At 69.5% G+C, this 14,403-nt stretch carries 13 protein-coding genes; 9 read left to right on the top strand and 4 right to left on the bottom strand.

What is annotated here, in order from left to right; translation table 11 throughout:
- Nucleotides 1–135: 135 nt before the first annotated feature.
- The 6 genes from AMYBE_RS0122920 to AMYBE_RS0122895 all read left to right on the top strand — a co-directional run bounded on the left by AMYBE_RS0122920 (nt 136) and on the right by AMYBE_RS0122895 (nt 7,813).
- Nucleotides 136–1,350 (top strand): GGDEF domain-containing protein, encoded by a 1,215-nt coding sequence (locus AMYBE_RS0122920; protein WP_027927914.1) that lies wholly within the window; start codon nt 136–138, stop codon nt 1,348–1,350.
- Nucleotides 1,351–1,393: 43 nt separating this feature from the next.
- Nucleotides 1,394–2,446 (top strand): NAD(P)-binding domain-containing protein, encoded by a 1,053-nt coding sequence (locus tag AMYBE_RS0122915; protein WP_020661728.1) that lies wholly within the window; start codon nt 1,394–1,396, stop codon nt 2,444–2,446.
- 449 nt (nt 2,447–2,895) lie between these two features.
- Nucleotides 2,896–4,482 (top strand): discoidin domain-containing protein, encoded by a 1,587-nt coding sequence (locus AMYBE_RS0122910; RefSeq protein WP_034289102.1) that lies wholly within the window; start codon nt 2,896–2,898, stop codon nt 4,480–4,482.
- Nucleotides 4,483–4,583: 101 nt separating this feature from the next.
- Complete coding sequence (locus AMYBE_RS0122905; RefSeq protein WP_020661726.1) at nt 4,584–5,819, top strand: MFS transporter; 1,236 nt, start codon at nt 4,584–4,586, stop codon at nt 5,817–5,819.
- Nucleotides 5,816–6,763: a TolB-like translocation protein gene (locus AMYBE_RS0122900; protein WP_020661725.1), complete on the top strand. Its 948-nt coding sequence runs from the start codon at nt 5,816–5,818 to the stop codon at nt 6,761–6,763. The genes AMYBE_RS0122905 and AMYBE_RS0122900 overlap by 4 nt, the downstream gene beginning before the upstream one ends.
- A 222-nt stretch (nt 6,764–6,985) precedes the next feature.
- Complete coding sequence (locus AMYBE_RS0122895) at nt 6,986–7,813, top strand: alpha/beta fold hydrolase (RefSeq protein WP_027927912.1); 828 nt, start codon at nt 6,986–6,988, stop codon at nt 7,811–7,813.
- 35 nt (nt 7,814–7,848) lie between these two features.
- On the opposite strand, the gene AMYBE_RS0122890 is transcribed toward AMYBE_RS0122895, so the two are convergent.
- Genes AMYBE_RS0122890 through AMYBE_RS0122875 form a run of 4 tightly spaced genes read right to left on the bottom strand, consistent with a single transcriptional unit; the run spans nt 7,849 to nt 11,547 of the window.
- The gene (locus tag AMYBE_RS0122890) at nt 7,849–8,622 is read right to left on the bottom strand and encodes an ATP-binding cassette domain-containing protein (protein WP_020661723.1); all 774 of its coding nucleotides are present in this window, start codon (nt 8,620–8,622) and stop codon (nt 7,849–7,851) included.
- Nucleotides 8,619–9,647, bottom strand: a complete 1,029-nt coding sequence (locus AMYBE_RS0122885) for an ABC transporter permease (RefSeq protein ID WP_020661722.1) — start codon at nt 9,645–9,647, stop codon at nt 8,619–8,621. Before AMYBE_RS0122885 ends, AMYBE_RS0122890 begins: the two co-directional genes overlap by 4 nt.
- Complete coding sequence (locus AMYBE_RS0122880) at nt 9,644–10,645, bottom strand: sugar ABC transporter substrate-binding protein (RefSeq protein ID WP_020661721.1); 1,002 nt, start codon at nt 10,643–10,645, stop codon at nt 9,644–9,646. The genes AMYBE_RS0122885 and AMYBE_RS0122880 overlap by 4 nt, the downstream gene beginning before the upstream one ends.
- A 29-nt stretch (nt 10,646–10,674) precedes the next feature.
- A complete protein-coding gene (locus tag AMYBE_RS0122875; RefSeq protein ID WP_020661720.1) occupies nt 10,675–11,547 on the bottom strand; it encodes a sugar phosphate isomerase/epimerase family protein in 873 nt (290 codons plus the stop codon).
- 106 nt (nt 11,548–11,653) lie between these two features.
- Here AMYBE_RS0122875 and AMYBE_RS0122870 point away from each other — a divergent pair, with 106 nt between their 5' ends.
- From AMYBE_RS0122870 to AMYBE_RS42190, 3 genes are all read left to right on the top strand, one after another.
- The gene (locus AMYBE_RS0122870; RefSeq protein ID WP_027927911.1) at nt 11,654–12,664 is read left to right on the top strand and encodes a LacI family DNA-binding transcriptional regulator; all 1,011 of its coding nucleotides are present in this window, start codon (nt 11,654–11,656) and stop codon (nt 12,662–12,664) included.
- Nucleotides 12,661–13,662 (top strand): Gfo/Idh/MocA family protein, encoded by a 1,002-nt coding sequence (locus tag AMYBE_RS0122865; protein ID WP_020661718.1) that lies wholly within the window; start codon nt 12,661–12,663, stop codon nt 13,660–13,662. The genes AMYBE_RS0122870 and AMYBE_RS0122865 overlap by 4 nt, the downstream gene beginning before the upstream one ends.
- Before the next feature lie 150 nt (nt 13,663–13,812).
- Entirely contained in the window at nt 13,813–14,316 is a 504-nt protein-coding gene (locus tag AMYBE_RS42190; protein ID WP_034289099.1) for a GNAT family N-acetyltransferase, read from the top strand.
- Nucleotides 14,317–14,403: the final 87 nt, after the last annotated feature.

The raw sequence follows: 14,403 nt of genomic DNA, 5'->3' as shown, positions 1-14,403 counted from the left end.
TGCTGGCGGCGGACCGGCTACCCTGGGCCACTACCGTCGGCCTAGTCACGTGGGGGCGTCACGATGCAGGCATCTGTCCTCATCGGGATGCGTGGTGCGGTGGCGGCCTGGCGAGGCTGGCCGTCCCGGTGGACGATGTGGGCGGTGGCTCGGCGACGGTGGATCGGATACGCCATGGGGTCCGAGGCCGCCGCCGCGGCGGTGACGATCGCCGGGCTCGTGACCGGGTTCGGCGGGGCTGTTCAGTTCGGTTCGTTCGCGGTGCTGGCCGGGCTGGGGATCGCGCAGGCCGAGCTGTCACGGCGGATCGAGGTCCTGCGGCGGTGGATGAGCGGGCAGACGCACATCAACGTCACGTCGGTCTGGTATCTCGCCGGCGCGTTTCTGCTTCCGCCGGCCTGGGTCGCGGTGTTGGCGTTGGTGCTGTACCTGCACTTGTGGCTGCGAGTGTGGCGTCACGTGCGTACGAGGCCCGCGCATCGCTTCGCGGCTAGTACGGCTTGGGCGATGCTGTCGTGCTTCGCGGCATCGGCCGTGTTGACGGTCGGCGGTTTGAATCGAAGCCCGCTCGACACGGCGCACGGTGTCTTCGCGCTCATCCTCGCGGCCGCTGTCTTCGAACTGTCGAATGTCGTGTTCGTAGCGACCGGCATTTACCTGTACACGAACAGCCGCTCGCCTGCGGACCTCGTCGGTACCTGGGAGGACAACGCCTTCGAGCTCGCGACGTTGTGCCTGGGCGGGCTGGTCGCGTTGGCGTTCGTGCATCAGCCGGTGCTGGTGGTGTTCGTGTTGCCGCCGTTGTTGCTGCTGCACCGCTACCTGTTGCTGAAGCAGCAGTTACAGGTAGCGGTCGTGACCGACGAGAAGACCGGTCTGCTCAACACCGCGGGCTGGCATGACCTCGCGACGAACGAGCTCGCCCGCGTGCGCAGGCGCGGCGAAGGCAGCGGGTTCGCCGTCCTGATGATCGACCTGGACCACTTCAAGCGCATCAACGACACCTACGGCCACCTGACCGGCGACGAAGTGCTCGCCGCGGTCGCGGTGGCGATCGAGGCGTCGGTGCGGCAGAGCGACACGGTCGGCCGGTTCGGCGGCGAGGAGTTCGTCGTGCTGGTGCCCGCGACCGGGAGAACCGACGTGCTCGGCATCGCGGAACGCGTGCGGGTCGCAGTGGGGGAGCTGACCGTCGCGGTGGGCGGCCCGGTGCGGATCGACGGGCTTTCGGTGTCGGTCGGCGTCGCGAGTTATCCAGAAGCCGGGACCACGCTGGACGAGGTGTTGCGCTCGGCCGACGCGGCGCTGTACCGCGCCAAGGACGCAGGCCGGAACCGCGTCTCGATCTGAGTCCGGCCGGAAATACCGGGCGCGTGCAATTGTTGAACGCTATATGAGCGTGGATCACGAGACCGACGTGGTGGTCGTCGGGGCTGGGCAGGCCGGTCTGTCCGCGGCGTATCACCTGCGTCGCGCCGGGTTCGTCAACGAGCGCGGTTTCGTGGTGCTCGACCACGGCAAACGCCCGGGCGGCGCGTGGCAGCACCGGTGGCCGTCGCTGGTGATGCGCAAGGTGCACGGGATCTACGACCTGCCCGGGATGGCCTTCGGAACGCCGGACCTGAACCGCCCGGCGAGCGAGGTCGTGTCGGAGTACTTCGGCCGCTTCGAGAAGACGTATGACCTGCCGGTGCACCGTCCGGTCGACGTAACCGCCGTGCGTCGCGAAGGGGAGCGGCTGCTGGTCGAATCGCCTGCTGAGACTTGGGCGGCGCGCGCGGTGATCAGCGCGACTGGCACCTGGGACCGGCCGTTCTGGCCGCGCTATCCGGGCGAATTCGCCGGACGCCAGCTGCACACCGCGGACTACCGCGGCCCCGGCGAGTTCACGAACCAGCGAGTAGTGGTCGTCGGCGGCGGAACCTCCGCGGTGCAGCTGCTGACGGAAATCGGCCCAGTTGCCCGCTCGACGGTCTGGGTGACGCGGCGCCCGCCGGTCTGGCGGGACCAGCCGTTCAGCGAGGACTGGGGACGCCAGGCAGTCGCCAAGGTCGAAGAGCGCGTACGCGCCGGGCTGCCGCCGGAAAGCGTGGTGAGCGTGACGGACCTGGCCGTGACGCCGGAAGTCGTGGCCGCCCGTGCTGCGGGATACCTGGACCGCCGCCCCATGTTCGAGCGGCTGGTTCCCGGGGGAGTCGTCTGGGCCGACGGCGCCTTCGAGCCCGCCGACATGATCCTGTGGGCAACCGGCTTCCGTGCCTCGATTGACCACTTGGCGCCGCTTCACCTGCGTACCCCTGGCGGTGGCATCCGCATGGACGGCACGCGGGTCGTCGGCGAGCCGCGCCTGCACCTGGTCGGCTACGGCCCTTCTGCCAGCACTGTAGGCGCGAACCGGGCGGGCCGTGCCGCCGTGCAAGAAGTCCGCCGCCTGCTCGACCGCTAACCCGCCGGCAAACGTCCGTGAGGGGCCCCTTGAGGGACGTGGGTTCCGTGAGGGGCCCCTTGAGGGACTTGGATTCCGTGAAGGGCCCCTTGAGGGACTTGGATTCCGTCAAGGGGCCCTTCACGGACGCTTGGACAGGACCCGGCTAACCCGATCCCGCTCACCGGAATGCGGCGCTGCCGCGTTCGGGTCAACCAGTCCGCACGCTAGGCCGGGACCCGCCTGCATAACGAGGTTCTTGATCGTTTCATGCCCACATCGCCCTTGCCGGGACAAACCGCCCCCGCTACTCTCCCGTTTTAGTTAGGAAACTTTCTTAACGCAAACCGAACACCAGAAGACGCCGCAACGCCGCCGCCCAGTTCCCGTCCGGCCCGAAGGAGTGCGACGTGTCCTCGTCCCGTGTCCGAAATATCACCCGGTTCGCGTTGCCGGTGGCAGCGGTGGTGATGCTGCCCGCCGTGGTGTCCGCCGCGCCGCGCGACTCCGTCGCCCCCGCCGCGGATGTGCTGCTTTCGCAGGGAAAACAGGCCAGCTCTTCCACCCGCGAAGCATCCGCGTACGGTGCCGAGAACGCCGTCGACGGCAACGGCAAGACGCGCTGGGCCAGTTCGGTCAGCTCCGACGCGCAGTGGCTGAACGTCGACCTGGGCACGGCGTCCAAGGTCCACCGGGTCAAGATCGACTGGGAAGCGGCCTACGCCAAGAAGTACCGCATCGAGATGTCCGACGACGGCAAGACCTACACGCCGATCGCGACGGTCACCGACGGCGACGGCAAGACCGACGACCTCACCGGGCTGAACGGGCACGGCCGGTTCCTGCGCTTCGTCGGCACTGAGCGCGCCACGAAGTACGGCTACTCGTTCTGGGAGATCCAGGCTTACGGCAACGCGGACTCCACCGGCGACACCCAGCCGCCCAGCACGCCGTCGAACCTCGCCGCGGGAGAAATCGGCTCCGGCAGCGTCGCGCTGACCTGGGCAGCGGCGACCGACAACGTCGGCGTGGCCGGCTACGACATCCTCCGCGACGGCAAGTCCGTCGCCACCAGCCAGGGCACGTCCTACACCGATACGACGGTCGCGCCGAATACCGACTACGCCTACACCGTTCGCGCCCGCGACGAGGCCGGCAACGTCTCGCCGGTCAGCTCTTCGATCAAGGTGCACACCAAACCGGGGAACGCGGGCACGAGCTTCGTCCTCGCCGCTGCCGGCGACATCGCGGAGCAGTGCACCGCGAGCAGCTCCAGCTGCCAGCACCCGAAGACCGCGAAGCTCGTCGAGCAGATGAACCCGGCCGCGGTGATCACCATGGGCGACAACCAGTACGACAGCGAGAACGTCGGCCTGACGCTGCAGAACTTCAAGGACTACTACGACAAGACCTGGGGCAAGTTCAAGAGCATCACGCACCCGATCCCGGGCAACCACGAGACCTACGACGACAACAAGCCGTTCGAGGCATACCAGCAGTACTTCGGCAAGGCCGCGACGCCGAACGGCAAGCGGTACTACAGCTGGGAAATGGGCAACTGGCACTTCATCGCCATCGATTCGAACGGCTTCGTGAACGACGACGGCGCGCTGACCGACACCGAGCAGCTGGACTGGATCAAGCAGGATCTGGCGAAGAACACCAAGGGCTGCGTCGCCGCGTACTACCACCACCCGCGGTGGAGTTCCGGCGACCACGGCGACCAGCGCGGCTCCAAGCCGGTGTGGGACCTGCTCACCCAGTACAAGGCCGACCTGGTGCTCAACGGCCACGACCACCACTACGAGCGGTTCAAGCCGCAGGACGCGTCCGGCAAGGCGGACCCGAACGGCCCGGTCGAGATCCTCGGCGGCATGGGCGGCGCGAACCCGTACGACGTCAAGTCGCCGCACTCGACCACGGAGAAGCTGCTGGATCACACCTTCGGCGTGCTGAAGCTGACGATGACCGACAACTCCTTCTCCGAGCAGTTGATCGGCACCGACAGCAAGGTCCTGGACAGCAGCCCGACCTACACCTGCCACGCCAAGGGCTGATCCGGGCAAAGCAGTCCGGCCCCGAAGCGGCAGGCAACCGTCGGGGCGAAGTCCTTCGGCCGTGGCTGTGCTCGGGTTGGCAAACACAGTAGGGATCTGGCATGTACATCGCGACAAGCCGTAGTTCGGACGTCGCGGCGGGCACCGGCCGGAAGGCCGGCCTGCGCCGGGTGTCGGCGAATGTCGTCGCACTCGGCGCGGTCAGCCTGGTCACCGACATCTCCTCGGAGATGGTGACCGCGGTGCTGCCGCTGTACCTGGTGCTCGGCCTCGGCCTCAATCCGCTGCAGTTCGGTCTGCTCGACGGGCTCTACGCCGGGGCGACGGCGGTGGTGCGGGTGCTCGGCGGGCACCTGGCCGACCGGTGGAACCGGCTCAAGGCGGTCGCCGGAGCGGGCTACGGCTTGTCCGCGGTGTGCAAGCTCGGACTGGTCGCGGCCGGTTCCTCGGTCGCGGCGATCGGCGTGGTGCTCGCCGCCGACCGGACCGGCAAGGGGCTGCGCACGGCCCCGCGCGACGCGTTGATCTCGCTCAGCAGCGAGCCCGGCGCGCTCGGCCGGTCGTTCGGCGTGCACCGGGCGATGGACACCGTCGGTGCGTTCCTCGGACCGCTGGTGGCGATGGCTGTGCTCGCGGTGAGCCTCGGCAGCTACACCTCGGTGTTCTTCACCAGTTTCTGCATCGCGGCGATCGCGGTGCTGCTGCTGGTGCTGTTCGTGCGCGACCACCAGCAGGAAGTCGTCGACCGGGCGAAGGTGTCCGCGCGGGCCGCGTTCGGGCTGCTGCGCGAGCGGGGGTTCCGCCGCGTGGTGATCTGGGCGGCACTGCTCGGGTTGGTGACGCTCGGCGACTCGTTCGTCTACCTGGTCCTGCAGCGGCGCTGGGACGTCGCGGCGACGTTCTTTCCGTTGCTGCCGCTTGGCACCGCCGGCGTGTACCTGGTGCTGGCGATCCCGCTCGGCAAACTGGCTGACAAGATCGGCCGCTGGCCGGTGTTCCTCGGCGGGCACGTCGCGTTGACCGGCGCGCTGCTCGCGCTGTGCGGTCCGGTGTCCGGGTTCTGGCTCGCGGCGCTCGCGCTCGGCCTGCACGGCGTGTTCTACGCGGCCACCGACGGCGTGCTGATGGCTGCCGCCGGGCCGCTGGTGCCCGCCGACCTGCGCGCCACCGGGCTCGCGGTGGTGCAGACCGGGCAGGCCGCCGCCCGGATGCTCTCGTCTGTCCTCTTCGGACTCGCCTGGACCGTGTGGGACCTGCGGCCCGCGGTGCTGGTCGCGGCCGGAGCCCTTGCCGTCGTGGCGCTCGGCGCCGCCTTCGCGAAGCCGGTGCGCCCGTGAAAAAGATTCTCCTCGCAGTCCTCGGGACGGTCGTTCTCGCGGCGGCCGCGGTCGTCTACGTCGTGACCGCGCGGTCCGCGCCGGAAGCCGAGCCGCTGAAGACCGAGCACCTCACGCTCGCGCCCGGGCAGTTGTTCTTCCGCAGCACCACGACCGGGCACGTCGGCGTCGTTCCGCTGGCCGACCCGGGCGCCGCCCCGAAGTACAGTGACCTGAAGTGCGACCGGTTCGCGGTGTCCGAGCGGACCGGGATGTGTCTCGCGGTCCGGCCCGGCACGCTGCCCGCGGTCAGCGACTTCACCGTGCTGGACAAGAACTTCGGCCCCGTGCACAAGGAGTACCTGCCCGGGACGCCGAGCCGCGCGCGGGTTTCGCCGACCGGTGACCGGGTGTACTGGACGGTGTTCGTCACTGGCGATTCTTATGCCTCCACCGGGTTCTCCACCCGGGCCGGGGTCTACCAGCTGGCCAACGGCGAGCTGGAAAAGACCATCGAAGAGCTGCCGGTGGCGGTCGGCGGGCACCGGTACTTCGCCCCGGATGTCAACTACTGGGGCATCACGTTCGCGAAGGACGGCAAGCGCTTCTACGCGACGATGGGCAGCAAGGGGAAGACCTATCTGGTCCAGGGCGACTACGACAGCTACCGCGGCCAGGCGCTGCGGGAGAACGTGGAATGCCCGTCGCTTTCGCCGGACGAAACGCGGATCGCGTTCAAGAAGAAGATCGGCGAAGGCGTCTGGCGGCTGTCCGTGCTCGACCTGAAGACCTTGCGCGAGACCCCGCTCGCGGAGACCCGCAGTGTCGACGACCAGGCGCTGTGGCAGGACGACCACACGATCCTGTACGGCCTGGACAACGCCGTGTGGTCGGTGCCCGCGGACGGGTCCGGGGTCCCGCGCAAGCTCGTCGCGGATGCCGCCTCGCCCGCGGTCACGCACTGAAAGCTTGTTTCCCGTGGTGCTGTCGTGATCTCTGGGCGGCCGGTGTGCCGGTCTGTCCGTGAAGGGCCCCTTCGGGGACTTGGATTCCCTCAAAGGGCCCTTCACGGACAGGCCAGCGGACCATTCGGCGCACCACATGAGACAAGCTCTGATTCGACAACTCGATACTACGTAAAGTATCCTGCCGGCCGGTAATACTTTACAACGTAAAGAGATGGTGGGATGACGGAAGCGAGATTGTCCGACGGCTCGACGATCGAGGTTTTCGAGTACGGCGACGGTCCGGTGCTGCTGGTGCCGGAAGATCCGCGCCCGGCGTCGGGACCGGAAGCCGAGGCCGCCCGGCAATGGGGCGCCGACCCGGAACTGGGGCGTTCGCTGATCGCCGGGCTCGACGGGTTCCGGGTGGCGGCGTTCGGCTATCAAGCGCACCGGATGGCGCATCCGGCGGACCTGACCCCGGACCTGGTGGCGGCCGACTTCCTGACGGTCGCGGACGCGGTCGGGGCGGACCGGTTCGCGTATTACGGCTACTCCTGGCTGGCGCTTTCCGGGCTGCAGCTGGCGATGCGCACCGACCGGCTGTCCGCGCTGGTGATGGGCGGGTATCCGCCGGTGGACGGGCCGTACGCGGAGATGCTCGCGGTGACCCGGGCTACCTGGGAGATGGCGCTGGCCGGGCCCGCGGCCGAGCAGTCGGGACCGGCCGAACCGGGGGACTGGGACTCGGTCGACATCGCTTTGTCGACCGCGCAGACGAAGCAGTTCGTGACGCTGTACGAGGCGTTGCGGGACTTCGACGACCGGGCGGTCGAACTGTCGTGCCCGCGAATGTGCTTCGCCGGCGAGAAGGACCGGATCGTTTACGCCGAGCGGTGGGGCGGGGTGACGGTCGACATCGCCGGGCCGATGGTGCGGGAGCGGCTTGAGCTGCAAGCGCGCGGCTGGACGGTCGAGGTGCTGCCGGGGCTGGACCATATGGGCGCGATGCAGGCGGCGGTGGTGCTGCCGGTCGTCCGGCCGTGGCTGGAAGCCGCCGTGAGTGGCTGAGCCGCGGACAACCGGCTCAGCCACTCACGAGATCGCTACGCCTGCCGGAGTTCGTGTTCCAGCGCTGCCAGCTCGGCACCGCCTGCCATCTGCTGGGTCAGCTCCGGCAGGCCGATCTCGGACTTCTCGTAGGACCCCAGCGGCGCGCCTCGTTTGAGCAGCAGGAACCGGTCCGCCACCGGGTACGCGTGGTGCGGATTGTGGGTGATCAGCACGACGCCCAGGCCCCGGTCCCGCGCCTGTGCGACGTGCTTCAGCACCAGCCCGGCCTGTTTCACGCCCAGGGCTGCGGTCGGTTCGTCCAGGATCAGCACCTTCGCTCCGAAGTGGACGGCTCGGGCGATCGCCACGCATTGGCGTTCGCCGCCGGAGAGAGTGCCGACCGGCTGTTCGACGTCGCGCAGGTCGATGCCCATGTCGGACAACGCTTTCTTGGTCAGTGCCCGGCCCTTGCGCCGGTCCAGGGCGCGGAACGGCCCGAACCCGACGGTCGGCTCGGAGCCGAGGAAGAAGTTCCGCCACACGCTCATCAGCGGCACCACGGCGAGATCCTGGTACACGGTGGCGATGCCGCGGTCCAGCGCCTCCCGCGGCGAAGCGAACCGCACCGGCGAGCCGTCCACCAGGAACTCGCCGGCGTCGTGCTGGTGCACTCCGGCGAGGATCTTGATCAAAGTGGATTTGCCGGCCCCGTTGTCGCCGAGCACGCAGGTGACTTCGCCGGCATTGACGACGGTGGACACCTCGCGCAGCGCGACTACGTTTCCGTACCGCTTGCCGATCTCGCGGACTTCGAGGAGAGCGCTCATCGCCGTACCCTTTCCGCGCGTCGCCGCAGTGCGTTGTTCACCAGGACCGCGGCCAGCAGCATGATGCCGAGGAACAGCATGAACCAGTCGTTGTTCCAGCCGGCGAACACGATGCCTTGCCGCGCCATGCCGAAGATCAGCGCGCCGATCGCGGCGCCGACGGCCGAGCCGAAGCCGCCGGTGAGCAGGCAGCCGCCGATCACCGCGGCGATGATGTACTGGAATTCCAGCCCGATGCCCTGGTTCGCCTGCACGCTCGCGAACCGCAGGATGTTGATGGAGCCGACCAGCCAGGCGGCCAGCGCGGTGCCCATGAACAGCAGGATCTTCGTGCGCACCACCGGCACGCCGACCGCGCGCGAGCTGGCCGCCGAGCCGCCGACGGCGAAGATCCAGTTGCCGAACCGGGTGCGCAGCAGCAGCCAGGCGGCGACCGCGATCGCGCCGAGCCACCAGACGATGGAGATCTGGAACGGGGTACCGCCGACGTCCACAGTGGAGGCGAAGACGAACCCGGCGGACGCGTAGCCGTCGGTGGAGCGCATCCCGGACACCTGCACGGTCCCGGTCACCAGCCGCGTCACCCCGAGGTTCAGCCCCTGCAAGGCAAGGAAAGTGCCGAGTGTGACGATGAAGCTCGGCAGGCCGGTCTTCATCACCAGCCAGCCGTTGAACGCGCCGACCGCCAGCGCGAAGACCAGCGAAACGAGCAGCGCGAGCCAGACGTTCCAGCCGGCCTGGGTGGCGAGGATCGCGGTGACCAGCGAGGTGGACGCGGTCATCACACCGGCGGAAAGGTCGAACTCGCCGCCGACCATCAGCAGTGACACCGCCACGGCCATGATGCCGAGCGTCGCCGCGTCGTCCAGCCAGGTCGCGGCGCCACTGGCGCTGAAGAACTTGTCGGTGGCGAAGGTGAAGAACAGGAAGACCACGACCGCGCCGAGCAGCGCGCCGATCTCCGGGCGCAGCACCAGCCGGTCGGTCAGGCGCGGTTTCGCCAGCCGTTCGTCGACGGTCGTCATCGGGTGCCCCTTTGCACGTACTGGCCGACCTTGTCCACTGTGGATTTGTCGACCAGGTCGGGTCCGGTGAGCACCGGCTTGCCGCCGCCGACGACATTCGCGTTGTCCCGGTACAGCTTGAGGAACTGCACCGGCAGGTAGCCCTGTTCGTACTGCTGCTGGTCGACCGCGAAGAGCACGTCGCCGGTCTTGATCGCGGCCACCACGTCGGAGTTCAGGTCGAACGTGGCGACCTGCGCCTTCGACCCGACCGACTTGATCGCGCTCACCGCGCGGGCGGCGACCTGCGAATTCAGCGTGAGGACCGCGTCGATCGAGGCATCGGTCTGCACCGCGCCGCGGATGCGCGATTCGGCGTCGGCCGGGTTGGAGATGTCCACCTGCAGCGTCTGCACGGTGCCGGCGAATCCGGCCTTCGCGCCGTCGCAGCGTTGCGCCTGCCCGACGTTGCCGGCCTCGTGGATCACGCAGAGCAGCTTGTGCTTGCCGAGCTCCTTGAACTTCTTCCCGGCGTCCTGCCCGGCGATCGACTCGTTCTGCCCGACGTGGGTGAGCGCGCCGTACTCCGCGCTCTTGTCTTCGCCGGAGTTGATCGTGATCACCGGGATCCCGGCGCGGACCGCGGCCTCGATGGACGGCCGCAGCGCGTCCGGGTTCGCCATCGAGACGACGAGCCCGCCGGTCTGCTGCGCGACCGCGTTGTCGATCAGCTTCGCCTGCGCGCCCGGATCGCCGTCCGACGCGTACTCCACCTGCACGCCAAGGTCTTTGCCCGCTTGTTCGGCACCGTTCTTCACCACGTTCCAGAACGCGTCGCCCGCGGTGCCGTGCGTGATCACCGAGACCCTCAGCGGCCCGGACGGCGTCGGCGCGGCCGCGGGTGCGGTCGACTTCGGCTCGGCGGCAGGGCCAGTGCACGCGGACAGCAGCAGACCGGCGGCCAGCAGGCCCGCCGTCAAGCGGCCGGAGCGCCGTTTGCGCCCCCAGCGATGGGACATCGTTGTCTCTCCTCGCTTCTCTTCTGACGTCAGCCGGTGATCTTCCTCAGGTATGCGAGGCTGGCCGCGACGTCCCGGCCGGGCTGGTCGACCGGGCTGTCCTCGCTCAGCGCGGTATCTTGCTCCAGCACGTACCAGCCGCGGTAGCCCGCTTCGGTCACCGCGCGGATCATGGCTTCGAGATCGACGTCGCCTTGGCCGAGCGGCACGTAAAGGCCCTGGCCGACCGCCTCGGCATAGGGCAGTCTGCCAGCGCGAACCGCGGATGCCAGGTCGCCGCGGACGTCCTTGAGGTGCAGATGGCCGATCCGATGCGGATGCCGCTGCGCGAGCGCGACCGGATCGGTGCCGCCGATCAGCAGGTGCCCGGTGTCCAGGCAGAGCGGAAGATCCGAGTCCGCCAGGAAACGTTCGACCTCGGCTTCAGTCTCCACGTGCGTGCCGACGTGCGGGTGCAGTACGGTCTGCAGGCCGTGCTTCGCCGCCACGTCGCGGATCTGGCCCGCTGTGCGGACCAAAGTGGACCATTCGGCGGCGGTCAGCTCCGGCCGTTCGTCGTAACCGTCGAGCCCGGTCGCCGCGGCGAGCACCAGCAGGCCGGCGCCGCACGCGGCGAAGAGCGCGGCCGATTCTTCGGCTTCGGCGACGGCAGTGGCCGGATTCCGATGCAGGGCAACGGCGAGGAAGCCGCCGAGCAGTTCGAGCCGGTAGCTTTCCAGCAACGCTTTCAGCTCGGCCGGATCGCGCGGCAGGTAGCCGGGCGGCCCGAGTTCCGTTGCGGTGATGCCGAGTCCGGCCATTTCGCCGAGGACGACCGGGGAGTCGAGCACCCGGCCCCAGCCGGGAACTTCGCACACTCCCCAGGAAATCGGGGCGGCGGCGACACGGATCTTCGCGGTCATGGATCCCTCTCCGGTCGGGGGACGGTGAGAGCGCGCGCTTGATTAGAGCGCTCTAAGCTTGTAGCGTCCGGACCGTCGCGTCAAGGGTTCATCGGGGAGGTCTCGGATGGGCAGGCCCACGATGGAGGACGTGGCCGCACGGGCCGGAGTCTCCCGGGCGCTGGTGTCGCTCGTGATGCGCAATGCGCCGAACGTCTCCGCGCGGCGGCGCGCCGCAGTGCTCGAAGCCGCCGACGAACTGGGCTATTCCCCGCACGTGATGGCGCGGTCGCTGGCCAGCCGTACGTCGACCGTGCTGGGGGTGATGGTGAACGATCTGCGCAACGCTTTCTTCGCCGATGTGGTGGAAGGACTGGACGCGGCGGCGCAGGCGGCCGGGTTCGACCTGATCCTGAACACCGGCGGCCGGATGCCGGCGCGGGAAGGCGCGGCGTTGCGGAGCCTGCTGTCGTTCCGTCCGGCCGGCGTGATCCTTTTGTCGCCGGTGGTTCCGGCAGCGGCGATCGAAGCGGCGGCCCGGCAGTGTCCGGTGGTGCTGGTTTCCCGCACGTCGCGACTGTCCGGAGTGGACACCGTGAACGACGACGGCGAGGCGGGCGCGGCGCTCGCGGTCGAGCATCTGGTCCAGCTGGGGCACCGCCGGATCGCGCATCTCGACGGCGGGGGAGCGGCCGGCGCGGCCGCGCGACGGCGAGGATTCCAGCGGGCGATGCGCGCGCACGGCCTCGCGCCGCTCGTGGTGCGCAGTGAGCACACGGACACGGCTGGCGAGAAGGCGGTGCGGGAACTGCTCTCCGCCGGAATGCCCACCGCATTGCTGGCGGGCAACGACTTCAACGCCGTCGGTGCGATCTCAGCGCTGGAAGAACACGGCCTGCGCGTGCCGGAGGACGTTTCGGTGGTGGGCTATGACAACACCTCGCTGGCGTCGCTGCGGCACATCTCGCTGACCACAGTGGATCAGCCACGGACCGAGATGGGCCGGCTGGCTTTCGACGCGCTGCTGGAGCGCGTCCGCGGCGAACGCGCCGAACCGGTGCGGCATCTGCTTCATCCGTCCCTGGTGGTGCGGTCGACCACCGGGCCGAACCCACTCGACGAGGAGGCGCAACGATGAGGTTGGGACTGGCGGGCACCGGGCGGATCGGCGCGGCGCACGCGGAAACGCTCGCCGCGTTCGCCGAGGTCGAGTCGGTGGTGGTGGCCGACGTCGATCCGGCGCGGGCCAAGGCGACCGCGGCGAAGCTCGGCGTGGAGGCGGCCGACGGGATCGACGCGCTGTTCGGCGCGGGTCTCGACGGGCTGGTGATCGCCGCCGCCACTGACGCGCACCCGTCGCTGATCCTGCGCGCGGTCGACGCCGGCCTGCCGGTTTTCTGCGAAAAGCCGGTGGCCGCGGACATTCCGGGCACGCTGGCGGTGATCGACCGGATCGCCGGCTCGGACGTGCCGGTGCAAATCGGGTTCCAGCGCCGGTTCGACGCGGGCTACCAGGCGGCGCGTGCCGCGGTGGAAAACGGCGAACTGGGCTGGCTGCACAGCGTCCGGGCGACCACTTTGGACCCGGCCCCGCCGCCGGCGGAGTACGTCGCGCATTCCGGCGGGCTGTTCCGGGACTGCGGCGTGCACGACTTCGACATCGTCCGGTGGGTGACCGGGCGGGAGGTCGAGGAGGTGTTCGCGGTGGGGCGCAACAAGGGCGAGCAGTTCTTCGCGGAGGCCGGAGACGTCGACACCGCGGCCGTAGCGATGACGCTGGACGACGGAACTCTCGCGACGGTTTCGCTCACGCGCTACAACGGAGCCGGCTACGACGTGCGGTTCGAGGCGCTCGGCTCGAAGGGGAATGCCGTGGTGGGCTTGGACGGACGGGCTCCGCTGCGGTCGGTAGAGCCGGGGTTCGCGCCGTTGCCGGGGCCGGCGTATCCGGGATTCATGGAACGGTTCCGGCCGGCGTACGCGGCTGAGCTGCGGGAGTTCCTGGCGGTGGCGGCAGGCCGGGCACCGTCTCCAGCCGGGGCGGCAGACGCGCTGGAGGCGTTCTATATCGCGGAAGCGTGCGAAGTCTCGCGCCGGGAGAACCGGCCGGTCCGAGTGGCGGAGGTGCGCAGGTAGGTCCGGGTTTCCGGAGGTAGGCGACGGCGTCGGCGAGCGCGCCGGGGCGGGCGGGATCGAGGCGGCCAGTGGCGGCATCGCCTTTCCCGATCGTAACGACTGGGCCGAACGGGGTAGCGCGTGCCGGGCGGTCGTGCCAAGCTGCGGGGCGTGCCTGGATCCGGAGAATCCGAGATCGTGCTGATCCCGCTGGACGAGCCCGAGCTCGCGCGGCTGCTCGAGGCCGCGGTGGCCGACGCCGACCCGCTCGAAGTCATGCCGCCGGTGGACGGCCCGGCGGGCTGGAACGACGCGCGGCGCGAGGCGTTCCTGGCGTTTCACCGGCGTCGTTCGCTCAACCCGGACACCGCGATCGAGACCACCTGGCTGATCGAGGTCGACGGGAACCCGGCCGGTGCGGCCCGGCTGCGGCCGGTGTCCGGCCAGGCGGCGATGGAGGTCGAAGCCGGGGTGTGGCTGAGCCGGTCCATGCGCGGGCGCGGGATCGGCAAGCGCGTCGCCGAGGTGCTGATGGAAGCCGCCCGGGACGGCGGCGCGGCCCGGTTCGTCGCGACGACCACAGTGGACAACACCGCCGCCCGGCGGCTGCTGAGCGGGGCGGGCGCGGAGCTGGACGTGCACGGCGCGGACGTGGACGCGCGGCTGGAACTCTGACCCGCGGGCCCGGTTCGGCGTCCGTGAAGGGAACATTGAGGAACTCTGAGTCCCTCAATGTTCCCTTCACGGCTTTTCAGCTCCCCC

Origin of the sequence: Amycolatopsis benzoatilytica AK 16/65, from assembly GCF_000383915.1 — a bacterium.
Classification (GTDB): Bacteria; Actinomycetota; Actinomycetes; order Mycobacteriales; family Pseudonocardiaceae; genus Amycolatopsis; species Amycolatopsis benzoatilytica.
Note: the sequence above shows the minus strand (reverse complement) of the source record. Positions and strands in the feature narration are given on the sequence as shown.

What these genes read in the sequence shown, in the direction of transcription:
- AMYBE_RS0122865 (WP_020661718.1), top strand. Translation starts at nt 12,661, where the DNA reads ATGAGGTTGGGACTGGCGGGCACCGGGCGGATCGGCGCGGCGCACGCG.
- AMYBE_RS0122905 (WP_020661726.1), top strand. Translation starts at nt 4,584, where the DNA reads ATGTACATCGCGACAAGCCGTAGTTCGGACGTCGCGGCGGGCACCGGC.
- AMYBE_RS0122890 (WP_020661723.1), bottom strand. Translation starts at nt 8,622, where the DNA reads ATGAGCGCTCTCCTCGAAGTCCGCGAGATCGGCAAGCGGTACGGAAAC.
- AMYBE_RS0122895 (WP_027927912.1), top strand. Translation starts at nt 6,986, where the DNA reads ATGACGGAAGCGAGATTGTCCGACGGCTCGACGATCGAGGTTTTCGAG.
- AMYBE_RS0122920 (WP_027927914.1), top strand. Translation starts at nt 136, where the DNA reads ATGTGGGCGGTGGCTCGGCGACGGTGGATCGGATACGCCATGGGGTCC.
- AMYBE_RS0122870 (WP_027927911.1), top strand. Translation starts at nt 11,654, where the DNA reads ATGGGCAGGCCCACGATGGAGGACGTGGCCGCACGGGCCGGAGTCTCC.
- AMYBE_RS0122915 (WP_020661728.1), top strand. Translation starts at nt 1,394, where the DNA reads ATGAGCGTGGATCACGAGACCGACGTGGTGGTCGTCGGGGCTGGGCAG.
- AMYBE_RS0122875 (WP_020661720.1), bottom strand. Translation starts at nt 11,547, where the DNA reads ATGACCGCGAAGATCCGTGTCGCCGCCGCCCCGATTTCCTGGGGAGTG.
- AMYBE_RS0122910 (WP_034289102.1), top strand. Translation starts at nt 2,896, where the DNA reads ATGCTGCCCGCCGTGGTGTCCGCCGCGCCGCGCGACTCCGTCGCCCCC.
- AMYBE_RS0122885 (WP_020661722.1), bottom strand. Translation starts at nt 9,647, where the DNA reads ATGACGACCGTCGACGAACGGCTGGCGAAACCGCGCCTGACCGACCGG.
- AMYBE_RS0122880 (WP_020661721.1), bottom strand. Translation starts at nt 10,645, where the DNA reads ATGTCCCATCGCTGGGGGCGCAAACGGCGCTCCGGCCGCTTGACGGCG.